General features: G+C 63.3%; 29 protein-coding genes. 10 read left to right on the top strand and 19 right to left on the bottom strand.

Features of this window, described 5'->3' with window-relative positions; genetic code table 11:
* Positions 1-149: 149 nt before the first annotated feature.
* Together G3I74_RS15450 and G3I74_RS16245 are read left to right on the top strand one after the other, a co-directional pair.
* A complete protein-coding gene (locus G3I74_RS15450; protein WP_164212483.1) occupies positions 150-392 on the top strand; it encodes a hypothetical protein in 243 nt (80 codons plus the stop codon).
* Positions 296-667, top strand: coding sequence for a PIN domain-containing protein (locus tag G3I74_RS16245; protein WP_338063123.1), 372 nt, complete (start codon positions 296-298; stop codon positions 665-667). Before G3I74_RS15450 ends, G3I74_RS16245 begins: the two co-directional genes overlap by 97 nt.
* A gap of 320 nt (positions 668-987) precedes the next feature.
* Here G3I74_RS16245 and G3I74_RS15440 read toward each other — a convergent pair whose 3' ends face one another.
* The gene (locus G3I74_RS15440; protein WP_164212482.1) at positions 988-1,392 is read right to left on the bottom strand and encodes a PIN domain-containing protein; all 405 of its coding nucleotides are present in this window, start codon (positions 1,390-1,392) and stop codon (positions 988-990) included.
* Between the two features lie 6 nt (positions 1,393-1,398).
* Positions 1,399-1,656, bottom strand: coding sequence for an AbrB/MazE/SpoVT family DNA-binding domain-containing protein (locus G3I74_RS15435; RefSeq protein ID WP_164212481.1), 258 nt, complete (start codon positions 1,654-1,656; stop codon positions 1,399-1,401).
* A 300-nt stretch (positions 1,657-1,956) separates the two neighbouring features.
* Here G3I74_RS15435 and G3I74_RS15430 point away from each other — a divergent pair, with 300 nt between their 5' ends.
* Together G3I74_RS15430 and G3I74_RS15770 are read left to right on the top strand one after the other, a co-directional pair.
* Entirely contained in the window at positions 1,957-2,187 is a 231-nt protein-coding gene (locus G3I74_RS15430; RefSeq protein WP_164212480.1) for a type II toxin-antitoxin system ParD family antitoxin, read from the top strand.
* Between the two features lie 24 nt (positions 2,188-2,211).
* Positions 2,212-2,388 carry a hypothetical protein gene (locus G3I74_RS15770; protein ID WP_203594800.1) on the top strand — a complete coding sequence of 59 codons (177 nt, stop codon included), beginning with the start codon at positions 2,212-2,214 and terminating at the stop codon, positions 2,386-2,388.
* A 6-nt stretch (positions 2,389-2,394) separates the two neighbouring features.
* Here G3I74_RS15770 and G3I74_RS15425 read toward each other — a convergent pair whose 3' ends face one another.
* The 17 genes from G3I74_RS15425 to flgB all read right to left on the bottom strand — a co-directional run bounded on the left by G3I74_RS15425 (position 2,395) and on the right by flgB (position 15,815).
* Complete coding sequence (locus G3I74_RS15425) at positions 2,395-2,733, bottom strand: DUF5615 family PIN-like protein (RefSeq protein ID WP_164212479.1); 339 nt, start codon at positions 2,731-2,733, stop codon at positions 2,395-2,397.
* Positions 2,730-2,954 carry a DUF433 domain-containing protein gene (locus G3I74_RS15420; RefSeq protein ID WP_164212478.1) on the bottom strand — a complete coding sequence of 75 codons (225 nt, stop codon included), beginning with the start codon at positions 2,952-2,954 and terminating at the stop codon, positions 2,730-2,732. Before G3I74_RS15420 ends, G3I74_RS15425 begins: the two co-directional genes overlap by 4 nt.
* A 290-nt stretch (positions 2,955-3,244) precedes the next feature.
* Positions 3,245-3,337 carry a type II toxin-antitoxin system HicA family toxin gene (locus tag G3I74_RS15415; RefSeq protein ID WP_164212548.1) on the bottom strand — a complete coding sequence of 31 codons (93 nt, stop codon included), beginning with the start codon at positions 3,335-3,337 and terminating at the stop codon, positions 3,245-3,247.
* A gap of 6 nt (positions 3,338-3,343) precedes the next feature.
* Positions 3,344-3,574 carry a type II toxin-antitoxin system HicB family antitoxin gene (locus tag G3I74_RS15410; RefSeq protein ID WP_164212477.1) on the bottom strand — a complete coding sequence of 77 codons (231 nt, stop codon included), beginning with the start codon at positions 3,572-3,574 and terminating at the stop codon, positions 3,344-3,346.
* Positions 3,575-3,636: 62 nt separating this feature from the next.
* Positions 3,637-3,876 carry a ribbon-helix-helix domain-containing protein gene (locus G3I74_RS15405; RefSeq protein WP_164212476.1) on the bottom strand — a complete coding sequence of 80 codons (240 nt, stop codon included), beginning with the start codon at positions 3,874-3,876 and terminating at the stop codon, positions 3,637-3,639.
* A 402-nt stretch (positions 3,877-4,278) separates the two neighbouring features.
* Positions 4,279-4,722: a flagellar protein FlaG gene (locus G3I74_RS15400; protein WP_164212475.1), complete on the bottom strand. Its 444-nt coding sequence runs from the start codon at positions 4,720-4,722 to the stop codon at positions 4,279-4,281.
* A 149-nt stretch (positions 4,723-4,871) separates the two neighbouring features.
* Entirely contained in the window at positions 4,872-6,392 is a 1,521-nt protein-coding gene (gene flgL, locus G3I74_RS15395; RefSeq protein ID WP_164212474.1) for a flagellar hook-associated protein FlgL, read from the bottom strand.
* 5 nt (positions 6,393-6,397) lie between these two features.
* Positions 6,398-8,281 (bottom strand): flagellar hook-associated protein FlgK, encoded by a 1,884-nt coding sequence (flgK, locus tag G3I74_RS15390; RefSeq protein WP_164212473.1) that lies wholly within the window; start codon positions 8,279-8,281, stop codon positions 6,398-6,400.
* A 108-nt stretch (positions 8,282-8,389) separates the two neighbouring features.
* On the bottom strand, positions 8,390-9,370 hold the full coding sequence (flgJ, locus tag G3I74_RS15385; protein ID WP_164212472.1) for a flagellar assembly peptidoglycan hydrolase FlgJ: 981 nt from the start codon (positions 9,368-9,370) through the stop codon (positions 8,390-8,392).
* Between the two features lie 16 nt (positions 9,371-9,386).
* Positions 9,387-10,520: a flagellar basal body P-ring protein FlgI gene (locus G3I74_RS15380; protein WP_164212471.1), complete on the bottom strand. Its 1,134-nt coding sequence runs from the start codon at positions 10,518-10,520 to the stop codon at positions 9,387-9,389.
* A gap of 52 nt (positions 10,521-10,572) precedes the next feature.
* Entirely contained in the window at positions 10,573-11,265 is a 693-nt protein-coding gene (gene flgH, locus G3I74_RS15375) for a flagellar basal body L-ring protein FlgH (RefSeq protein ID WP_164212470.1), read from the bottom strand.
* Positions 11,266-11,273: 8 nt separating this feature from the next.
* Positions 11,274-12,056: a flagellar basal-body rod protein FlgG gene (gene flgG, locus G3I74_RS15370; protein ID WP_164212469.1), complete on the bottom strand. Its 783-nt coding sequence runs from the start codon at positions 12,054-12,056 to the stop codon at positions 11,274-11,276.
* Between the two features lie 80 nt (positions 12,057-12,136).
* The gene (locus G3I74_RS15365; RefSeq protein WP_164212468.1) at positions 12,137-12,877 is read right to left on the bottom strand and encodes a flagellar basal body rod protein FlgF; all 741 of its coding nucleotides are present in this window, start codon (positions 12,875-12,877) and stop codon (positions 12,137-12,139) included.
* Between the two features lie 91 nt (positions 12,878-12,968).
* Complete coding sequence (gene flgE, locus G3I74_RS15360; protein ID WP_164212467.1) at positions 12,969-14,270, bottom strand: flagellar hook protein FlgE; 1,302 nt, start codon at positions 14,268-14,270, stop codon at positions 12,969-12,971.
* Positions 14,271-14,310: 40 nt separating this feature from the next.
* Positions 14,311-14,982 carry a flagellar hook assembly protein FlgD gene (locus G3I74_RS15355; RefSeq protein WP_164212466.1) on the bottom strand — a complete coding sequence of 224 codons (672 nt, stop codon included), beginning with the start codon at positions 14,980-14,982 and terminating at the stop codon, positions 14,311-14,313.
* 18 nt (positions 14,983-15,000) lie between these two features.
* Positions 15,001-15,417, bottom strand: coding sequence for a flagellar basal body rod protein FlgC (gene flgC, locus G3I74_RS15350; protein ID WP_164212465.1), 417 nt, complete (start codon positions 15,415-15,417; stop codon positions 15,001-15,003).
* Positions 15,414-15,815, bottom strand: coding sequence for a flagellar basal body rod protein FlgB (flgB, locus tag G3I74_RS15345; protein ID WP_164212464.1), 402 nt, complete (start codon positions 15,813-15,815; stop codon positions 15,414-15,416). Before flgB ends, flgC begins: the two co-directional genes overlap by 4 nt.
* Positions 15,816-15,869: 54 nt before the next feature.
* Here flgB and flgA point away from each other — a divergent pair, with 54 nt between their 5' ends.
* The 6 genes from flgA to G3I74_RS15315 all read left to right on the top strand — a co-directional run bounded on the left by flgA (position 15,870) and on the right by G3I74_RS15315 (position 20,176).
* On the top strand, positions 15,870-16,787 hold the full coding sequence (gene flgA, locus G3I74_RS15340) for a flagellar basal body P-ring formation chaperone FlgA (protein WP_164212463.1): 918 nt from the start codon (positions 15,870-15,872) through the stop codon (positions 16,785-16,787).
* A 107-nt stretch (positions 16,788-16,894) separates the two neighbouring features.
* Positions 16,895-17,221 (top strand): flagellar biosynthesis anti-sigma factor FlgM, encoded by a 327-nt coding sequence (flgM, locus tag G3I74_RS15335; RefSeq protein WP_164212462.1) that lies wholly within the window; start codon positions 16,895-16,897, stop codon positions 17,219-17,221.
* 5 nt (positions 17,222-17,226) lie between these two features.
* The gene (locus G3I74_RS15330) at positions 17,227-17,718 is read left to right on the top strand and encodes a flagella synthesis protein FlgN (RefSeq protein ID WP_164212461.1); all 492 of its coding nucleotides are present in this window, start codon (positions 17,227-17,229) and stop codon (positions 17,716-17,718) included.
* Positions 17,715-18,422: a flagellar brake protein gene (locus tag G3I74_RS15325; protein WP_164212460.1), complete on the top strand. Its 708-nt coding sequence runs from the start codon at positions 17,715-17,717 to the stop codon at positions 18,420-18,422. The genes G3I74_RS15330 and G3I74_RS15325 overlap by 4 nt, the downstream gene beginning before the upstream one ends.
* Positions 18,423-18,461: 39 nt before the next feature.
* Positions 18,462-19,733, top strand: coding sequence for an EAL and HDOD domain-containing protein (locus G3I74_RS15320; RefSeq protein WP_164212459.1), 1,272 nt, complete (start codon positions 18,462-18,464; stop codon positions 19,731-19,733).
* A gap of 8 nt (positions 19,734-19,741) precedes the next feature.
* On the top strand, positions 19,742-20,176 hold the full coding sequence (locus G3I74_RS15315; protein WP_164212458.1) for a tetratricopeptide repeat protein: 435 nt from the start codon (positions 19,742-19,744) through the stop codon (positions 20,174-20,176).
* Positions 20,177-20,183: the final 7 nt, after the last annotated feature.

The raw sequence follows: 20,183 nt of genomic DNA, 5'->3' as shown, positions 1-20,183 counted from the left end.
GGATTCCCGACCAGCCGATGTGGCTGTGAAGTCAACCGACCCGAGGGAGAACTTCCGCCGATGTCCCTGCCAAAACAATGGCTTTGGGGTCAACAAACCGCACGGTATACTGAGAGGAGTGTTGAGCGGAATCGTTAGGAGAAACACCGATGACCACCGTCCAGATCACCTTGCCGGACGAGCTCGCCGAGGAAGCCACCAGGGCAGGACTGCTTGCAGCAGACCGACTCGAGGCGCTGTTACGCGAAGAACTGCGAAGCGCCCGTCTCAGCCATCTGCGCACCGCCCGCGCCAAATGCGCCGCCGACCCGCTGCCGACCATGACCGCCGACGAAATTCAAGCCGAAATCCGCGCCTACCGCGCGGAGCAGCGGTGTGCGACTTATTCTTGATACCAATACCGCACTATCCGGTCTGCTATGGCCGGAAGGGCCGCCAGGTAAGCTGTTGGATGCCGCCGTCGGGCAGCGCATCGAGTTGGCTTGTAGCACCGCCTCGCGTATCACCCGATCCGGACGATGACCATGTGCTCGCCTGCGCGCTCTCCGCCAAAGCCGACCTCATTGTCTCCGGCGACAAAGACCTGCTGGTGCTGGAACGCTTCCAGGGAATAGACATCGTCACCGCCAGCCATGCGCTAGCCAGGATTGAAGCTGCCAAGCCATGACAAACAAGGCCGCTAGGTCCGGGCGAAGGGAGTGCCCTACGCACGCTATGTTCGGATGCTGCCGGAAGCGGATTTGTAGAACAATCGCTGCTGACTTGCCGCCCGGAATACGGTGCGCGAGGGCATTCCCTCCCGGACGCTCATGGCCAGCAGCCTGCACAAATATGCGCTTGAGATCTTGGGGGAGCGGCAGACTTAGATTGTCGTTGATCAGGATCTGGTAGCCCCGCTCACCGGCCAGGGCCTTGAAGTGCTCGACAATGGCAGCACAGAGCATTCGTGCACAAATGCGAGGCCTGGGACGCATGGGGCGTGCGCTTTCAGCAATCGGCCAGAAAATCGGCGACGGTTTGAATGATGAGGCCGCGGGTTTGCTCCGGCTGGTTCATGAAAGGTCCGAAATCCCGCAGGTCTCCGGTCAGCAAATGGGTGCAGCGCCCCGCCACCGCCGCCTGGAAGATCGGCTGGTCTTTTCCAGCCAGGCCTGCCAGTGGAGACACACCAAAAACCTGCGGCGCGCGGTCCAGTTGCAGGGCAAGTTTTCGCATCGGGCCCACAGCATCGGGGAATTTCACTGCCAGATTGCGCCGGCACTCCTCCAGCGCGTATTCGCTGGACAGCAGTGTCCAGCGCTGGGGATAGTGAAACAGGAAAGCGGCCTTGCCCTGCGGCCGATGCGCCGCAGTGAACAGGACGTTGGCATCCAGAAATAGTCGCAAATCCACTGTGGTTCAGATCGGATCGCGGTTCAATTTGGCTTCCAGCGTGGCTAGTTCGCCAGGGGAAAACTCATCGGCCCGCTCCCAGGCTTTGATCTGTTTGTCATCGTAGGCCTCCAGTTCGAGAACGACAGCAGGCGTCAGCACGACGCGACCATCGACCACTTCAGCGGTCAGCACGGCGTTCGCTTCCAGGCCCAGACGCTTGCGCAGGGAAGCCGGCAGCGTGATCTGGCCGCGCGAGGAGATCGTCAAGGTTTCTTTGGGCATGCAGAATATCCGTATATCTGAATTTCTGCAATATTTTACAACATTCGGGCAAGTGTTGATCCTCCGAACGCTGCACAAGACTTGCCGAACTGCAGCGAGGCATCCCCTACCAGACGCTCATGGCCAGCGTTCTGCACAAGTATGTGCATGGGACGTTGACGGAGCGGTAAGCCGACTTTTGGTCCGGGCGCCGGGTCTGCGGTCCCGGCTCTGCGGCCGGGAGGTAAACCGACACTGCCGCTCGCTAGAAAATGCGCTAATATGCATGCATCGTATGATTATTCGCGCATGAGGCACGCTATGACCGCCATTCGCAAGACCGTCACGCTGACCAAACAGCAAGACCAGTGGGTCAAAGCCCAAATCAGCGCTGGCCGCTTTACCAACGACAGCGAGTACATCCGCGACCTGGTCCGACGCGATCAAGAGCGTCACACCAGCGCGTTAGGCCTCAGACAGGCCGTACAGGACGGGCTCGACAGTGGCATTTACGACGGCGATGCTTTTGAGGATGCGCGCGGATGGACGTGATGCGCCAGTATCTGGAAAGCAACGATGAAAGATGAACTCTCCACAGAAGAACGCGAGCTGCTGCACTCTTGGGAGCAGGGCGAATGGCAGTCCGTGGCGGATGCCGAACTGCTCGACCGCTACCGCGAGGGCATCCCCTACCAGACGCTCATGGCCAGCGTGCTGCACAAATACGTGCATGGGACGTTGGCGGAGCGGTAGGCGTGCCTACCGGCGCGGCAAGATCAGGACGGCAGCTTCTGGATCTTGAACGAAGCCGGAAATGGCAAGTAGATTTTGGCGAATATGCTGGGCAATCGCACGAGTGCCAGCGTTACCGACAGCCAACCACACAACCTTTGGCGGAGGGCCGTAAAGCAGCGCTCGCTGGCGGAAGTCATCATCTTTCGACACGATGACCAAGCCCGTGCCGGCTGCATATCGCCAGATATTATCGTCTGTAGCGCCCAGCAGATCCACCCCTCGGGGATGCTGGCTGCCGGGGACAACATCGGCCAGCAAATGAACCAGCCGGTGACTCAGATTTTCGTCAAACAGAAATCTCACGCAGCAGAGGCGGCCAACCTGCGCTCGCGGGCGGCGGCAAAGGCCAGAACGGCCAGAACGTCTTCATGCGAGAGGTCGGGGAAATCCTCTAGAAGCTCCGCCTCGCTGTTTCCACCGGCCAGATATTCGAGCACGTCATAAACGGTGATACGCGTGCCCTTGATGCAGGGCTTGCCGGAACGGATTTGCGGATCAATCGTGATTTTGTTCTCGAGATTCATCTCAGGGAGCCTCAGGTGCAGTAACTCTAGAGTTTAGCCCGTCAGCCTGAATATTTCATGCGCCACCGCGCAGGACAAGCCTGTAAATGGTCCCGTCTGTAGCCCAGACTAAGGAACTCCTGCAAACGCGCCCTCTGCGCGAGGGCATCCCCTGCCAGACGCTCATGGCCAGCGTTCTGCACAAATACGTGCATGGGACGTTGGGGGAGCGGTAGCATGGCCGTCGGCCAGACACGCGGGCGCTCTCTGCCGCAAGGCTTCTGGCCAGCGGAGGGGCCTGCTCATCAAGTTCAGGCCTGCAAAAATGCCTCCGGAGTCACCCCGGCTTGCTTGAGGATCGCGCGTAGCGTTCCTTCGGGCAAGTCACCAGGGTGATTTGGAATTGTTGTTCAGCCGCTAATGACCAGTGGGTAATCAAATTTGTCCGCTATGACTGGCAAAATCGGCGCACCAGCCCGCTCCTCGCGGGCTTCCAGCAACTTCTTGCCTACATCGCGGGCGATCTCAAGGGTTTCCTGAATGGTACGGCCCTGGGCCACAAGACCCGGCAAGTCATCACTGGTGGCCAGGTAGAACCCTTCGGGCAATTTTTCAATGTGCAGGTTGATCATTCGTTCCATTCTGCAGATTGTACGGACTTGCAAGGCCAGTGAACAATCGAATTCGGCTGGGATATAGGTCGTCATTCGCCACGCCGAGCCCAGTCGAGCACCTCCTCAACGGCGCTGTCGATCTGTTCAGGCGTGTAGTTGGCGTTGGCATCCTTGATCATGCTGGCGGTTTGCTCAAAGAGCCGTTCGCGGACGGCGTCTTCGATAAATCGCGAAAGGTCACCTTTGCGCCCGCCCTGGCGCGCCAACAACATACGAAGGGCGCGATCGGTTTCGGCGGACACGGCGATATTCCAGCGTACGGTTGTCATGGCATCGGCGCTCTTAGGTGTTGACGTTGGGGGAGCGGTAGATGGGGCTGGCATGCCGGGCCGAATGCTCTGTCATTCCGGCCCCAACGCTCTGTTATGCCGATCCAAACACTTCGTCATTCCGGCCCCAACACTCTGTCATGCCGGCCTCGAGCCGGCATCATCCGTCATCGACCGCCACCGCGTTGTGACAGTTGCGCGCTGGAGGTCCCGGCTCTTCGGCCGGGACGACCGGATGAGTGGGGCCGGGACGACCGGATGAGTGGAGCCGGGACGACAGGATGAGTGGGGCCGGGACGACAGGATGAGTAGAGCCGCGACCAGAGGATACGTTGAGCCGCGATGACAGGCTGTCTGCCTGCCTTGCAGCCTTCCTCGACAGGCAGGCTCAAGCCTCGAGTATCAGACCCGGGCGTCGACCGTGTTCAGGCCGCCGTTGCGGACCTGCTGGGAGAGGTTGGCGAGTTCCTCGGGCGGAATGGTGCGGACGACTTCGCCGGTGTCGGACGAGCGGATCAGCACGACGACGTCTTCGCCTTCCTGACCGTTGACCACGAACTCCAGCGAGCGGCCCTGGGACTGGACGCGCTCGGTCATCTGCTCGGCCATCCCCTGCAGCTGGTCGACGAAGGGATTGCGGGTCTCGCCGGAGGGCGCCTGGGTGGATACGGGTTCCGGTACCGGGTCGGGCTGGGCCGGCGTGGTCGAGGGGTTTTCCGGATCCGGACGGGTCGCGTTGTTCTGGGGCCGGTCGCGGTCTTGCGAAAGCGAATCCGCCACGGCAGGACGAGTGGGTAGAGGCATGGGCCGGGGCATGGCGGCAGCGCCTGCAATTCCGTTGTCCATGATGACCTCCGCGACGGGTTTCGTGACTTAATTGTACACAATCTGGCCGGAGGGTGTTGACAGGGTTCCGCAAATGCGATAGGGCCGCCGCCCGGACCGGGTGCCGGGCGGCGGTAGGATGCGCTAAAGGACCCGGAGAGGCGGTCGATCTAGCGCAGGAACTGGAACAGGCTCAGGCCCTGGATGCGCACGAAGCTCTGCTGGGCGGCCTGCAGGGTGACGAGCTCCTGCTGCAGGCGGGTGATGGCTTCGGCGTAGTCCAGGTCGCGGACCTCCGAGACCAGGGTCTCGAGGCTCAGGCTCTGCTCGGCGATGCTTTCTTCGACGCTGTCGAGGGTGTTCAGGCGCCCGCCGATGTCGGAGCGCACTTCCAGGAAACGAGTTTCGATGCGGTCCAGGCGCGCCAGCGCGTCGTCGATACCCTGGCGCTGCACGGCCGCCTCGGCCGGGGTGCCGCTGCCGCTTTCCAGCGCAACGATCAGATCGTCGAGGGTGGCGAACACGCTCTGGTTGGCGGCCGGCTCGACGGTGAACTGGTCACCGACTTCAGGGTTGCCCCGCAGGGTCAAGTTGACGCCGTTGAACGAAATTGTTTCGCCGGATGCAAAGGCGCGCTCACCATCGTCGAGAGGATCCGTTCCGGTAGTAGGCAATAATCGGAAACCCTCATTATCAAGAACGACAAACGAATCCTCATTCACGAACTCAATGCTGTAGTCGGCGCGATCGTAGCTCGCCGGGGAGATCGCGCTGGTGACGCTGAATTCCATGTTGCCGGTGTTATCCGGACCGAGCCCGGCCTGAACCACTTCGTTGTTATCGGTGCGGAGCGTGACCGCGAAACTGTCATCGTCCGTTGCAGGCCCGGTCAGCGTGATTTCGGCGCCACCGGGGCCGGGTGGCAAGCTGATCGTATCGCCGTCAACGTAGCTCTGGGACGGGCCGATTTGGGCGCCGTTTCCGTCGAGCACATTGAACTGAGTGCCGTTGATGAAGTCGACCGTATAGCGCTCGGAGGGGTAGTCGGCGACAGAAATCGCATTTTCCACCGCCACGAACCCGGTGCCGGTATTGCCGTCCGCCTGGCCGGCGCTGACCACACCGTTGCCGTCGCGGATGCCCATGAACACCTTGTCGCCGGTATCGCCGTCGCGCATGGTGATGCCGGGGCCGATGCTGAGTTCGCGCTGGATGCTGTCGCCTTTGTACTCGATATCCCCGCCCTCGCGAACGAAAGGCTGGGTGCCGGCCTGGGCACCGGCAAAGATGAACTCGCCGTCGCCGTCGCGGGTGTTGGCGATGGCCACCATCTGGTCCAGGCGCTGGCGCAGCTCGACCGCGATCTGGCCGCGGTCGCCGTCGCTCAAGGGCGCGTTGGAGGCCTGGACGGTGAGTTCGCGCACGCGCTGGATGAGCTCGCCGGCGGACTGGATGGCCGATTCCTCGACCTGCAGGCGCTGGCGGGTACGGCTGACGTTGCGGTCGTAGACCTCCTGGGACTGCACGCCGCGCTCGAGGGTCTGCAGCCGGGCGGCGCCGACCGGATCATCGGACGGGCTGTTGATCTTGCGTCCCGTGGACAGCTGCAGCTGGGTCTGGTTGAGGCTGCTCTGCTGGCGCAGAATCCCCGAGAGACCCTGCTGGTAAATCTGGGCTGTGGAAATGCGCATCTCGCTTACCTCACCGCGTTGATCAGGGTCTGGAAGACCGTGTCGGCCACCCGGATGACCTGGGCGTTGGCCTCGTAGGCCTGCTGGAAGCGGACCAGGTTGGCGGCCTCTTCTTCCAGGTTGACGCCGCTGACCGATTCGCGCGCGGCCTGCGACTGGGCCAGCAGGCCTTCCTGGGCCTGGAGCGCGGTATTGGCCGAAGCCGTTGCGCTACCCACCCGCGAGACCAGCGCATCAACCTGGCCGAACAGCGTGGTATTGCCGTCGTCGAGCAGGTTGTCGTCGAACATGCCGGACAGGCGCAGGGCGTTGCGGTTGTCGCCGGAGCCGTTGGTGTTGGCTTCAACCGTGAACACATCGCCGGCATCGGGCTCGCCGTCGATCTGGACGGTCCAGCCGTTGAATTCAATGGGCTCACCGCTGGTGTAGGGCTCGCCGGACGCCAGGGTGGTGTTGGTGCTGTTGTCGACCACGCTGAAGGTGTCAGGCGGGTCATCAAAGGTGATGGTCACGTCGTTAAGCAGCGGCGGATCCGTTGGGTTAGCGGTACCCACGTAGGAAATCGTGGCGTTTCCGGTGTTGTCGATACTCGCACTTTCCCGAACCGGGGCCGCGGCCGCCAGCAGCGCCGGATCGCTGAACAAGGTGCGCATTTCGCCGGCGGCAGTGCGCGTGGGCTGGATCAGAAGGCGGTCGCCGTCGGAGAAGTCAGCCGGATCGGCCACAATCTCTAACCCATCGGCCGAAAATGGATCAGCGGCAGTCCCGCTACCACTGAGGCCGACGTTCTGACCCGTGGCAGTGTTGGTCAACGTGAAATCCGTACCGTCGAAACTCAGACGGTAATCGTTACCGGTCAGCTGGTTCGGATCGCCTATCGATACATCGACCGACTCACTCCCTGAACCCAGCACCTCCGGCCCGCCAACGGCAAACAAGTCGGCACCGAGGTCACCATTCAGATCCAGCCCCTCGTTCTGCAGACGATTGAATTCCTGCGACAGGGCGACGGCCGTGCGGCCCAGTTCATTTTGCGTCGGCTCGAGGATCTCGCGTTTGAAGTCCAGCAGGCCGCCCAGTTCACCGCCGGTGAGCTGGTTGGTCACCGGCGTATTGCCGACGAACACCTCTTGGGTCTGCGCCCCGAACGCGCCGGCACCCGTGCTCAGGGTGTTGACGTTGCCGCCGAGCACCAGGTTCTGGCCGTTGCCGACAAAGACGTTGATGACGCCATCGCCCTGGTCGATGGTGTTGACCTCGATCTTGCTCGACAGCTCGTTGATCAGCTGATCGCGCTGGTCGAGCAGGTCGTTGGGGCCGGCCCCGCCCGACGCGCCCTGGGCCCGGGCGATGCGTTCGTTGAGCTCGCCGATGGAGCGGGCCAGGCCGTTGATTTCGTCCACGGTCCCGGCGACCCGGGCGTCAACTTCGCGCGCCACCGAGTCCAGCCGTGAATCGAGCGTAGTGAAGCGACGCGCCAGCGACTCGGCCTCGGAAATAGCCACCTGGCGCACCGGTGTGGACGAGGGGTCGTTGGCCAGGCCTTCAAGACTGGCAACGAACGACTGCAGGCCGCCGGACAGACCGCTGGCCTCGCTGCCGACGATGTCGCCGACGCGGCCGGCCAGGCTGGCGAAGGTCGAAAGACGGCCCTCGCCCGACAGCCCCGAGCGGATTTCGCCGGTCAGGAAGCTGTCGTAAATGCGGCTGACGCTGCTGGTCTGGACGCCGGTGCCCTGGAAGCTGCCGCCGAGAAACTCCGGCGGGCGCGTCGAGAAATTGACCCGCTGGCGGTTGTAGCCTTCGGTCGAGGCGTTGGTGATGTTGTTGGCGGTGGTCGCCAGAGCGCGCTGGGTGGCCAGCAGCCCGGAAGTTCCGATCTTCAGCATGACTTACTCTCTCCTGCCGGCGCTTGGCCGGTGTTCGGCAGGCAGGGCAATTCCCGGTTGACCCTGTGTGCCGTTGATGCTCTGTTAGCGGCCATAGTCGACATTTCTTTAGCCCTCTCCGCGCTGACGGACGGTATCGACCAGGCGTTCGATCTTGCTGGCGTAGTGCGGGTCGGTCGCGTAGCCCGCCCGCTGCAGGCCGGTGGCGAAGGCGGCCGGGTCGGAACCGGCCTGCAGCACCTCGGCGTATCTGGGCCGCGAGGTCAGGAAGTTGACGTAGTCGTTGACCGCCGCTTCGGGCGAGGCATAGGCCCGGAATCGGGCGCGCTCGCGCACGGCCTCGCCGTCGCGAACCTCCAGCGTGGTCACCGAGACGCTGTCGCCGGTCCAGTCCGAGCCGGCCTTGATGCCGAACATCGCCCAGGCCGGCGAGCCGTCGGGCCGCTGCATGACGTGTCGGCCCCAGCCGGTCTCGAGCGCGGACTGGGCGACGATGGCCTCGGCCGGCACACCCAGCCGCGCGGCGGCCCGGCGCGCCAGCGGCAGCATGTTGGCAATGAAGTCCTCGCGTCCCTCGAAGGCCGGGGCGCGGGTCGGGTCCGGTCCGGGTACCGGGGCGCGGTCGGGCGTGGGGAGCGCGGCTGTCTCGGCCGGCACGGAAACCGGGGTCGCCGCCGGCTCGGTTGTGACGCCGCTGTCCGGTGCCGGCGCAAAACTCGGTGCGGGGCGGATATCGACCCGCGGCGGGACCGCGAACCCGCCCTCGGGCACCGGCGCCGCACCCTGCCCGGCCGGCTGCATCTGCTCGACCATCACGTCGGCCAGGCCGATACCGCCGCTTTGGGCCATGTCCAGCGCGATCTGGCGGTCGTAGAGCTCCATGTAGCGGTCCATCTGGCTGGAGTCGAACAGTTCGCTCTTGATGCCGGCATCGCGCATGGACTTGAGCATCAGCTGGATGAACAGGGCCTCGAACTGCTGCGCGGTCTCGCGGGTGGCCTGGGGGTCGTTTTTCTGCGCGGCCAGGCGCAGCTCGGCCATATCGCCGGTATCGGCAAAAAAGGTCGACTGCGTGGGCGCGATGCTCATGGCGACTCGATACGGATCAGATCACTATCAGCTCGGCGCGCAGGGCGCCGGCCTGGCTCAGCGCTTCCATGATCGCGACCAGGTCACCGGGCGCGGCCCCGACCTGGTTGACGGCCTGGACGATGTCGTTGAGCTCGACCCCGGGATCGAACAGGAACATGCGCGGACTTTCTTCCTCGACCTCGATGCCGGTCTGCGGCGTGACCACGGTCTCGCCTTCGGAGAAAGCGCCGGGCTGGGAGACCTGGGCCCGTTCGGTGATGGTGACCGACAGCGAGCCGTGGGTCACGGCCGCCGGCAGCACGCGCACGTTGCGGCCGATGACCACGGTGCCGGTGCGCGAGTTGACGATCACCCGCGCCGGCGCCGTGCCCGGATGGACTTCCAGGTTCTCCAGCGTGGAGACATACGAAATCCGCTGCGACGGATCGCTGGGGGCCTGGACTTCGATCGAGACCGAATCCAGCGGCCGCGCCATGCCCTGCCCCATGACCTTGTTGATCGCCTCGACCACGCGGTGGGCGGTGGTGAAGTCGGGCGTGTGCAGGTTGAGCAGCAGCGTCTCCCTGGCCAGGAAACTGGTCGGCACTTCGCGCTCCACCGTCGCCCCGCTGGGAATGCGGCCGGTGGACGGCACGTTGACGGTAATGCTCGAGCCGTCCTGCCCGGACACGCCGAAACCGCTGACCGTGAGATTGCCCTGGGCGATGGCGTAGATCTCGCCGTCGGCGCCGCGCAAGGGGGTCATCAGCAGGCTGCCGCCGCGCAGGCTGTCGGCGTTGCCGATCGAGCTGACGGTCACGTCGATGGACGTGCCGGGCTTGACGAACGGCGGCAGGTCGGCATGCACCGTCACCGCGGCCACGTTCTGCAGCTGCGGGTTGATGTTTTCGGGCACGGTGATACCGAATTGCTGGAGCATGTTGTTGATCGACTGGACCGCGTAGGGCACCTGGCTGGTCTGGTCGCCGGTCCCGTCCAGGCCCACCACCAGGCCGAACCCGACCAGCTGGTTGGAACGAACGCCGGCCACCGAGACCAGGTCTTTCAGGCGCTCGCCCTCGAACTCCTGGGCGGGCACCGAAGAGACGCCCGCAGCGGCCAGGATCAGAGCCAGGAGGGGGATCAGCAGGACCGGGAGCGTTTTCATTTCTAAAGGCCTTGGGGTTCAGGGTTACGGGTTACGGGTTACGGGTTCGGGTTTAAAACGGCATCCAGGGGGACTGGAAGAAGCGCGCCAGCCAGCCCTGGCGGTTGGCGTCGTCGATTGCGCCGGTGCCGCGGTAGTCGATGCGGGCGTCGGCGATCTTGAAGCTGGGCACGGAGTTGTCGGTGCCGATATCGGCCGGGCGCACGATGCCGGCGATGCGCAGGAACTCGCGACCCTGGTTGACCGTGATCCAGCGCTCGCCCTTGACCATGAGGTTGCCGTTGGGCAGGCGCTGGTAGACGGTCACGGTCATGCTGCCCTGCATGCTGTTGGACTGGCTGGAACTGCCGGTCCCATCGAACTCGGTGGTGGAATCCATCGACCCGCCGAACAGCGGCAGGGCGCCAGAGTCGTCGCGGCGGGTCGGCGCGCGGCCAAACACCGTGGGGTTGACGATTTCGGCGTTGGTTTCCTTGGAGGTGTTGGTGCTGGCGCTGGTCGACGCCGTGGTGTTTTCGACCAGGCGCACGGTCAGCGTATCGCCCACCTGACGCGCCTTGAGGTCGCTGAACAGGGCAGCACCCACCTGCTGCTGGAAGATCGCGCCGTTGGGCGGCCCGAAGTCCTCGACCGGCGGGGCTTCGGGAAACGCCGGCTCCCAGTCGGGGATGGGCTGCGGCGAAGCGCAGGCGGCCAGTGCACCGATGACGGCGAGAACGCAAGCAGACTGCAAGAACGTTTTCATGCGGTCACCTAGAGGTTGTTGTTGATGTAACGCAGCATCTCGTCGGAGCTGGAGATGGCCTTGGAATTCATTTCGTAGGCGCGCTGGGTCTCGATCATGTTGACCAGCTCCTCGACCACGTTGACGTTGGAGCTTTCCAGCGAGCCCTGCGACAGGCTGCCGAGTCCGTTGATGCCCGGGTTGCCCTGCAGCGGCGGACCGCTGGCGCCGGTCTCGACAAACAGGTTCTCGCCCAGCGGCTCGAGACCGGCCGGGTTGATGAAGTCGGCCAGCTGCATCAGCCCGACCTGGACCGGCTCGGCCTGTCCGGCCAGGCGCACCGTGACCGTGCCGTCGCGGCCGATGGTCACGCTCTGGGCGCCCTGCGGAATGTTGATGTTGGGCTGGACCTGGTAGCCGCTGGAGGTCACCATCTGGCCCTGGGAGTTGACCTGGAACGAGCCGTCGCGGCTGTAGGCCACGGTGCCGTCGGGCTGCTGGATCTGGAAGAAACCGCGCCCGAGAATGGCGACATCGAAAGCGTTCTCGGTCTGCTGCAGGTTGCCCTGGCCGAACAGCTTTTCGGTTGATACCACGCGCGCGCCGGTGCCCAGATACAGACCCGAAGGCATCTCTGCGTCCTGGGCCTGCTGCCCGCCGGCCTGGCGGACATTCTGGTAAACCAGGTCTTCGAACGCCGCCCGGCCCTTCTTGAAACCGGTCGTGCCGACGTTGGCCAGGTTGTTCGAAACCACGGCCATCTTGGTCTGCTGGGCATCAAGCCCGGTCTTGGCGATCCAGAGTGCCTTCATGCTTCACATCCTTGAAAAAGTGCTTGGGCGTCGAGCGCTGGGCACAAACGCAGCAAAATGGGTGCCAGCAGCACCGAGAGCTAGCTCATCCGCATCAGTTCAGCGGCGCGGGCGCCGTTGTCGTCTGCGGTGCGCATCATCTTCACGTGCAGCTCGAACTGGCGCGACTGCTCGATCATGTCGACCATGGCCTGGGCCATGTTGACGTTGCTGGTCTCCAGGTGGCCCGAGATCAGGCTGGCGGCGGCATCGGCCGGTGGAATTTCGCCCTCGCGCGGGCGGAACAGGCCATCGGCCCCGCGATCGAGGTTGTCGGACTCGGGAATGACAAGCCGGATGCGGTCGACGATGGCCTGGACTTCGGCGCCCTGCCCCAGCGGCACGACCGAGATCGTGCCGTCCTGGCCGACGGTGAGCTTGCTGTTGGGCGGCACGGCAATCGGGCCGCCGTCGCCGAGCACCGGGTGACCGGCGCCGGTTGTGATCAGACCCGTGGCATCGACCTGGAGGTCGCCGCGGCGGGTGAGCGCCTCGTCGCCGTCCGGGCCCTGCACCACCATCCAGGCATCACCGCGCAGGGCGACATCAAGGTCCCGGCCCGTGGCCTGCAGCGTGCCGGGCGCGAAATCCACCCGGCTGTGATCGGACAGCACGTTGACCCGCGTTGGCAGGCCGCGGCCCTGGATTTCCTGACCGACCGCTTCCTGCAGGCTGGCCTTGAAACCGGTGGTCGAAACGTTGGCGATGTTGTGGGCGGTGACCGCCTGGCCTTTCATGACCTGGTTGGCCCCGGTCATGCTGACATATAGAAGTCGGTCCATGACTTATCTCCTTGCAGCGTCGTCAGACCAGCGCGCTAGTGCACGCGCTGGCTGTCGGAGTTGTCCCAATCGACAGGATGGCCATTACTGCTCATCGGATATTCAGCACTGTCTGGGTGATCTGGTCAGCGGTAGTGATCATCTGCGCGTTGGCCTGATAGGTCCGCTGCGCGGTGATCATGTTGACCAGTTCTTTAGCCAGATCGACATTGGCGGTCTCAATGGCACCGGACTGAATCTCTCCAAAGTTGCCGGTGCCCGCAGCACCTCGGAGTGCCTGCCCGGAATCAGCAGTTTCAGCCCAACGCGTGTCGCTAACATTCTCCAGCCCTTCCGGATTGGCAAAGTTGGTAATCGCCAATTGACCTAAAGGTTGAGATACTCCATTGGTGAAACGAGCTGATACAACGCCTTCATCGGTAATCTGGATTGACGCTAATCGCCCACTGGCAAACCCATCTTGCGTCAGGTTGTTGACAGTAAAGCTACCTCCAAACTGGGTAACGTTCGCAAAATCAGCTGTTATAAAAAGATCGTTCGAACCAGGCACCGGGAAGCCTTCCCCATTCACTGGATTATCAGGATCCGCGGCATTTGGATCAATGAACGAAAATTCAGTCCCGTCTGAGCTAATGTTATTTCCGTTAATAGTTTCGAGTTCACCGTCGTTTGTAAAACCCAACTGAGCAGTTAATTCCGTTCCGGGGTTAGCGGGATCCTCGACAACCGTGCCATCTATAGCAAGATAAACCGTCCATGAATTTTCAGAATCTTTAACAAAGTAATAAGAAGCTGACTTCGCATTACCCAAAGAGTCAAAAATCGTCACAGCGGTTGTGCTGTTATAAGAATCGGGCTCAGAAATATCAAAATTTGGATCCTTTGGGATTGGCGCTTCTGACGGTAGGTTGAGCCCAAGATTTATGTTTCCAGTCGCTTGCGGTCTTGCATTTGTCGTATTTAGCGCTAAATCTTGTGGATCCCCAGTATTAAAGCTTCCATTATCCAAGGCGGGAAAACCTTGTAATTTAAGCCCCTGATCATTCACGATTTCCCCATCTGCATTGACACCAAAGTTGCCGGCTCGAGTATACGAAAGCGCTCCTTGATCGTCAGACAAAGTAAAAAAGCCCTCTCCGATCAGAGCCAGATCAAGATTGTTATCAGTAAACTCGAGCGAGCCTTGCGAAAACAGCTGCTGGATAGAAGACGTTCGGGCACCAAGCCCGGTTGCACTTTCTTGAACGTTCTGAAGCCCAGTGGCGAACAACTCCACGAAGTTCGCCCTGGAACTCTTGAAACCCGTGGTGTTGACGTTGGAGATATTGTTGGCCGTCGTATTGAGGCTGGTCGAAGCCGCGTTCAGGCCGGAAAGTGCAATCTGGAAAGGCATGGTGTTTGACTCCTTGTCGAATCAGTAGGCGGTGGTTTCTTTAGGAAATTTCCTTGGCCTGGCCAAGAGGCACGGACCCCAGGCCCGCGATATTGAGCAGGGCGCTGCCGTCTTTTGACGTGCCCAGGGTGACGCTTTCAATGCGGCCCCAGACCAGCGTGTCGGCGGCCTGCATTTCGCTGCCGACGCGCACGCTGGCCGAGATCGAGTAGCTGCCCGGCGCGCGCTGGAGGCCATCGCTGTCAAAGCCGTCCCAGGCAAAGCTGGCACGGCCGTCGGCGCCAATCACCGCCGGTACCCGCTGGATCAAGGCGCCCGTTCCGTCGCGAATGTCGACCTGGGCTTCGGTCGCACCCCCCGGCACTTCGAACGCGCCACGGACCGGGTTCTCGCCGTCGAACGCCACCTGGTCACTTTCGACCAGCGCCGAGCGATCGACCAGCGAGGCCGCCTGCAAGGCCTGGCCGCCCTGCAGTGACTGGGCCGTGGCCTCGAAGCTTTCCTTGAGCTCGCCGATCCCCGAGACCGTCGAGAACTGCGCCATCTGGCCGAGGAAATCACCGTTTTCCATCGGCTTGAACGGGTCCTGGTTCTGCAGCTGCGCGATCATCAGGCTCAGGAACTCTTCCTGGCCCAGCTCATTGTTCGGGTTGGTCGGTACCTTGGATCCGTCGTCGAACTGGCGAATGCCGGAAATGCTGCTGATATCCATGTGGTTGGGGCTCCTTGGCTATCGGCCGAGATTGAGGGTGCGCATCATCAGATCCTTCGAGGTGTTGAGCACTTCGATGTTGTTCTGGAACGAGCGCGAGGCCGAGATCATGTTGGCCATCTCCTCGGCGATATTGACGTTGCTCTTGTAGACGTAACCTTCTTCGTCGGCCTGCGGGTTGCCGGGCTCGAACAGCCGCTGCGGCTCGGCACTGGATTCCATGATGCCGAGCACGCGCACGCCCACCGTCGCGTCGTTGCCGCCGGCCGCGCGGTCGAGCGCGGCCTGGAACAGGGGCTGGCGCGAACGGTAGGCGCCTTCCTCGGTGGTGGACACCGAGTTGGCGTTGGCCAGGTTCGAAGCGGTGGTGTTCAGGCGCACCGACTGGGCGCTCATGCCGGATCCGGCGATATCAAAGACTTTAAACAGACTCATTGACTCTGACCCTTGATGGCGGTGATCAGGCCGCGTACGCGACCGCTTAGGAACTCCAGGCTGGCCTGGTAGCGCACGGCGTTTTCGGCAAAGGCCGCCTGCTCTTGCTGGACGTCAACCGTGTTGCCGTCCTGCGACGGCTGGGTCGGGACGCGATAGACCGTCGGCGCCTGCCCGGGGGCGGCGCCGTTGGCCAGCATGTGGCGTTCGTGCGTGACCCGCAGGCCCTCGCCGGACTCGGCCGTGCGACGCAAGACAGCGTCAAAATCCACGTCGCGCGCCTTGTAGTCGGGGGTATCGGCGTTGGCGATGTTGGCGGCCAGCACCTCGTTACGCTGGCTGCGCAGCTGCACCGCCTGGGCGTGAACCCCGAAATGTTTGTCGATATTCAGACTCATGGACGGCACCTCTTTGCTTGCCGCGAATTGGTCGTGAGGACTGCAGCAAAGTCTGTGCCAGCTGCATGGCGATCGGCCGAAACCCTTGCAATCCACGCCTCGGCCGGCAATGCCCTGCCCGCCGGTCGGGTCGCCACACCAGCGGGGCGGCAAAGTCTTGCCGCTTTGGCGTTCGCTGACGGGGTGGCATCGTTTTTGCTGCCGTTGCTGGCCATGAACTCGATCACCGCCACTTCCAAGCAGTATCCAACCATCGTGAAACCGGCAAAGTGCGTGCCAGCGGCCGTGGCCGCGCTAGTGCTACTTTTGATCGGCCCGCTCGCGGCCGGTCAGCAAGCCACCCAGTCGCTGGACAGCATTCGCGAGGCGGCCGAATCGTTCGTGCTGGCCCAGCTCGAGGCCAAAGGGCCCGGGGTCGTGGCCGAAGCCGGCCGGCTGGACCGGCGGCTGCGCCTGTCGGCATGCGAACAGCCGCTGGAAGCCTTCAACGCGGCCGGCAGCCGGCTTGGCGGCAATACCAGCGTGGGCATCCGCTGCACCGGTCAGCGGCCGTGGAAGATCTACGTGCCGGTCAAGGTCAGTCGGGAAGTCGAGGTCGCGGTGCTGGCGCGCAGCCTCCCGCGCGGCGCGGCGCTGGACTCAAAGGCGGTTCGCATGCAGCGCCTGGACACCAGTACGCTGGGGTTTGGCTACTACGAAGACCTGGAACGGGTGACCGGTCAGACCCTGCGTCGAGCGGCGGCCGCCGGGACCGTGATCACGCCGGCGCTGGTGGCGGTCCCACCGACGATCCGCAAGGACGAACAGGTCACGCTGCTGGCCGAGCGCGCCGGTATCGCCATCCGCGCACCCGGGCGAGCGCTGAAGGATGCGCAGATCGGCGATATCATCCAGGTTCGAAACCTGTCGTCGGAAACAGTCGTGGAAGGGGTCGTGCGGGGCCCCGGAGAGGTTGCGGTTCATGTGCCCTGAGCCGAAACGTGACCTGAAGCATATTTTTGTACCGCCGGGGCTCAAGAATTGGGCGCGACGGTCGCTATCCCTTATACTGGACACACGCTTATAGCGGAGAAGGCACCATGCCTGAAAGAATTGACGGCTTGATCAGGCCACCCAACACCCAGTCCGATTCGCGCATCGGTCGGCAGGAAACGTCGCCGGGCCAAGCGTCTTCGACAGACACCGAAGCGAGATCTTCGGGCACGCAGCCGACGGATTCGGTCAGCCTGACCGAGTCGGCGCGGCGCCTGAGCGAACTCGCCAGCGAGGCCGCAGCCGGCGAAGCCGTCGACATCGGCCGCGTCGAATCCGCGCGCCAGGCGCTCGAAGAGGGTGTCTACGAAATCGATCCGCGCCAGATCGCCGAGCGTTTGCTGGCCCTGGATGACGGCCTCGGAGAAGGCTAGACCGCATGCTTCAGGGCCCGGGACAGTTTCGTGACGCGCTGAAACGCTTGCTGCACACCCAGGGCGAGTGCGCAAGCGAGCTGCTCGGCACGCTGGAATCCGAGCGCTCGGCGCTGGAATCCGGTGATGCCGATCGGCTCGACCTCCTGACCCGGGAAAAGACCGACCTGTTGCGCAAGCTCGACGATCTCGGTCGCGACCAGATCCGCCTGCTGTCGGAACTTCAGTTCGACGTCAACGACAGCGGCATGCAGCAGGCCCTGGCCTGGTGCGATCCCGGCGCCGAACTCGAAAGCGAACAGCAGCGCATCGGCCAGCGCCTCCAGCGCTGCCGCGAACTCAACGAGCGCAACGGTCTGACCGTCCAGTATCGACTGGGCTATGTTCGGCGCGCCCTGGATGTCCTCAACGGGCAGCCCGCCGGTACCGGCGGAGTCTACGGCCCCGACGGCCGGACCAGCAATCCCTCTTCCTCACGCCTGCTGGCCTCGGGTTGACGCCCGAACCAGATTCCACCCCGGAACCGATTCGGGAACCCAAGCGGGTTCAGGCCCTGCTGCGCCGGCTGATCGAGGCCCGATCGCTGATCAACCTCTGGCACCCCAACGGCCAGGAAGGCCATCTCTCGACCATCGTCGGGCTCAAACCGGTCAGCGGCATCTATCTCGATGCACCGCCGGCATCGGTGATCGACCTGTATCGACCGGGCGATGCGCTGCAGGTGCGCTCGCAGCTCGACGGCACCGAAGTCCGCTTCCGTACCCGCCTGCAGTTGCACAGCCGCTACGACAGCTACCCGGCGCTGCTGTGCGAGTGGCCCGACGAAGTACACCACTACGAGCGGCGCATGGCCTTTCGCGTCCGGATGACCGGCGGACAGGCCGACGTCACGCTGGAACTCGAGGATGCCGGCGAACGCCATCGTGCTCGACTCGTTGACCTGTCCGTCGGCGGCTTCGGGGCGCTCATCGGCCCGGAGGCGCAACTGAGCCCGGGCGAGGTGCTAGACTGCCTGCTGGACCTGCAGGGTCAGCAGCTGGTCGTCAAGGCGGCCGTTCAGAGTTTCGACGATCTACCCGAAACGAGGTTCTGGCGGCTGGGCGCGCGATTCACCGAGCTGGAGCCCGTGCAGGAACGCCGACTGAGCAAACTCGTGCTGGAATTGGAGCGGCAATCGATCCAGCACAGCCGGGGACTTTAGTCGGAGGGTAAAACGACTTCTACGGCAGGCTGGTCAGGAATGATGACAAAGTATCCGGCGGCAACGCCCCCCGGCGAGCCCGCTGACCACGAGAACGGCCCCGAGGCCCTGATCTATCTGGCTCGTCAGCCCATCTTCGACGACGAGCAGGGGATTTACGGCTACGAACTGCTGTTTCGTGACTCCCGTCAAAACCGCGCCGATCTCGACACCGACGGCGCCAGCGCGACCTCCAAGGTCATGCTCAACACCATGATGGAACTCGATCTCGGCCGGCTGGTCGGTGATCGGCTCGCGTTTTTCAATCTCGACCACCAGTTCCTGCTCGCCGGCACCGACCTGCCCTTCGGCAGCGAACACGTCGGCATCGAGATCATGGAAGACGTGCCCGTCAACGACGAGACCGTCGCCGCCGTGGCCCAGCTGAACATGCTCGGCTACACCATTGCGCTCGACAATTTCACCTGGCGGGACAGCGTCGAACGCTTTCTGGAGCACGCCCGCCTGGTCAAGATCGACATCCTCGCCCACGATGTCATGGCCCAGATCGAAATCATCAAGAAGCTTCAGGACCACGACATCATCATGGTGGCCAAATCGGTGGAAACCCGGGCCCAGTTCGAGCAGTGCCGCCGCCTGGGCTTCAAGTATTTCCAGGGGTTCTTCCTGTGCCGTCCCACCACCATGACGGCCAAGCGGCTGCCGGAAAGCAAGATCAACGTCATGCGCCTGGTCAAGCAGCTGCAGGATCCGGACGTGACGCCCGAAGAACTCGAAGCGATCATCCGCAACGACGTCGCCCTGCACTATCGGCTGCTGCGGACCGTCAATTCGGCCTATTACGGGCTGTCGGTCAAGATCAAGTCAATCCAGCACGCGATTGTCTACCTGGGGATCCCGACGATCCGCAGCTGGGCCCGGCTGCAGGTCATGGCCGGCGTGGATGATCGTCCCAGCGAACTCATGCGACTGGCCCTGATCCGGGCGCGCATGTGCGAACTGATGACCGGGGAGATGGCCAAGGAAACCCGGGACATGGCGTTCACCGCCGGCCTGTTTTCGCTGCTCGACGCGCTCATGGACGCACCCATGAAAGAGGTCATCGCCCTGCTTCCCCTTGAGGACGACCTGGTCAGCGCGCTGGTCGAGCGCGAAGGCCCCTACGGACGTCTGCTGCAGACCGTGGTCAGCTACGAACGCGGCGAATGGGAGCAGATCCAGGACGGGCTGTTTGCGGTCAAAGACCTGCGCCGCAGTTACCTGGAGGCCGTTGCCTGGGCCACCGACCAGTACCTGGCCCTGACTGAATAAGGAACACCATGCCCGACCCGCGACTGAAAGAAGCGATCGAACAGCACCAGGACGGCCGCCTGCCCGAGGCAGAAACGCTCTATCGCGCCATCCTGGCCGACGACCCGGACCACGCCGAGGTGCATGGACGTCTCGGCGATATCGCCTATCGCACCGGCCACTTCGAGGATGCCGCGCGGCTCCTGCACCAGGCCCTGCAGCGCCAGCCCGAAGATCCGGCGATCTGGAAGAACCTGGTCCAGGCCCTGATGCAGGCCGGCTATGCCGATGATGCCGCCAAGGTCCTCGAGGAAGGCCGGCGCCTGGGCCTGCTCACGGTAGATCCGGGCACGCTGGCGGCCAGCCATAGCGTCGCGGAGTTCTCGCTGGACGCCGCGGATCTGCCCACGCCCCGCGAAGAACTCAGCGGGCAGGACCCCGATAAGGACGGGCCCCAGCGTTGACCTTGGA

Origin of the sequence: Wenzhouxiangella limi, assembly GCF_010499265.1 — a bacterium.
GTDB classification, from domain to species: Bacteria; Pseudomonadota; Gammaproteobacteria; order Xanthomonadales; family Wenzhouxiangellaceae; genus Wenzhouxiangella; species Wenzhouxiangella limi.
Note: the sequence above shows the minus strand (reverse complement) of the source record. Positions and strands in the feature narration are given on the sequence as shown.

What these genes read in the sequence shown, in the direction of transcription:
- G3I74_RS15450 (WP_164212483.1), top strand. Translation starts at nt 150, where the DNA reads ATGACCACCGTCCAGATCACCTTGCCGGACGAGCTCGCCGAGGAAGCC.
- G3I74_RS16245 (WP_338063123.1), top strand. Translation starts at nt 296, where the DNA reads ATGCGCCGCCGACCCGCTGCCGACCATGACCGCCGACGAAATTCAAGC.
- G3I74_RS15435 (WP_164212481.1), bottom strand. Translation starts at nt 1,656, where the DNA reads ATGCCCAAAGAAACCTTGACGATCTCCTCGCGCGGCCAGATCACGCTG.
- G3I74_RS15430 (WP_164212480.1), top strand. Translation starts at nt 1,957, where the DNA reads ATGACCGCCATTCGCAAGACCGTCACGCTGACCAAACAGCAAGACCAG.
- G3I74_RS15770 (WP_203594800.1), top strand. Translation starts at nt 2,212, where the DNA reads ATGAAAGATGAACTCTCCACAGAAGAACGCGAGCTGCTGCACTCTTGG.
- G3I74_RS15420 (WP_164212478.1), bottom strand. Translation starts at nt 2,954, where the DNA reads ATGAATCTCGAGAACAAAATCACGATTGATCCGCAAATCCGTTCCGGC.
- G3I74_RS15410 (WP_164212477.1), bottom strand. Translation starts at nt 3,574, where the DNA reads ATGGAACGAATGATCAACCTGCACATTGAAAAATTGCCCGAAGGGTTC.
- G3I74_RS15405 (WP_164212476.1), bottom strand. Translation starts at nt 3,876, where the DNA reads ATGACAACCGTACGCTGGAATATCGCCGTGTCCGCCGAAACCGATCGC.
- G3I74_RS15400 (WP_164212475.1), bottom strand. Translation starts at nt 4,722, where the DNA reads ATGGACAACGGAATTGCAGGCGCTGCCGCCATGCCCCGGCCCATGCCT.
- flgL (WP_164212474.1), bottom strand. Translation starts at nt 6,392, where the DNA reads ATGCGCATTTCCACAGCCCAGATTTACCAGCAGGGTCTCTCGGGGATT.
- flgK (WP_164212473.1), bottom strand. Translation starts at nt 8,281, where the DNA reads ATGCTGAAGATCGGAACTTCCGGGCTGCTGGCCACCCAGCGCGCTCTG.
- flgJ (WP_164212472.1), bottom strand. Translation starts at nt 9,370, where the DNA reads ATGAGCATCGCGCCCACGCAGTCGACCTTTTTTGCCGATACCGGCGAT.
- G3I74_RS15380 (WP_164212471.1), bottom strand. Translation starts at nt 10,520, where the DNA reads ATGAAAACGCTCCCGGTCCTGCTGATCCCCCTCCTGGCTCTGATCCTG.
- flgH (WP_164212470.1), bottom strand. Translation starts at nt 11,265, where the DNA reads ATGAAAACGTTCTTGCAGTCTGCTTGCGTTCTCGCCGTCATCGGTGCA.
- flgG (WP_164212469.1), bottom strand. Translation starts at nt 12,056, where the DNA reads ATGAAGGCACTCTGGATCGCCAAGACCGGGCTTGATGCCCAGCAGACC.
- G3I74_RS15365 (WP_164212468.1), bottom strand. Translation starts at nt 12,877, where the DNA reads ATGGACCGACTTCTATATGTCAGCATGACCGGGGCCAACCAGGTCATG.
- flgE (WP_164212467.1), bottom strand. Translation starts at nt 14,270, where the DNA reads ATGCCTTTCCAGATTGCACTTTCCGGCCTGAACGCGGCTTCGACCAGC.
- G3I74_RS15355 (WP_164212466.1), bottom strand. Translation starts at nt 14,982, where the DNA reads ATGGATATCAGCAGCATTTCCGGCATTCGCCAGTTCGACGACGGATCC.
- flgC (WP_164212465.1), bottom strand. Translation starts at nt 15,417, where the DNA reads ATGAGTCTGTTTAAAGTCTTTGATATCGCCGGATCCGGCATGAGCGCC.
- flgB (WP_164212464.1), bottom strand. Translation starts at nt 15,815, where the DNA reads ATGAGTCTGAATATCGACAAACATTTCGGGGTTCACGCCCAGGCGGTG.
- flgM (WP_164212462.1), top strand. Translation starts at nt 16,895, where the DNA reads ATGCCTGAAAGAATTGACGGCTTGATCAGGCCACCCAACACCCAGTCC.
- G3I74_RS15330 (WP_164212461.1), top strand. Translation starts at nt 17,227, where the DNA reads ATGCTTCAGGGCCCGGGACAGTTTCGTGACGCGCTGAAACGCTTGCTG.
- G3I74_RS15320 (WP_164212459.1), top strand. Translation starts at nt 18,462, where the DNA reads ATGATGACAAAGTATCCGGCGGCAACGCCCCCCGGCGAGCCCGCTGAC.
- G3I74_RS15315 (WP_164212458.1), top strand. Translation starts at nt 19,742, where the DNA reads ATGCCCGACCCGCGACTGAAAGAAGCGATCGAACAGCACCAGGACGGC.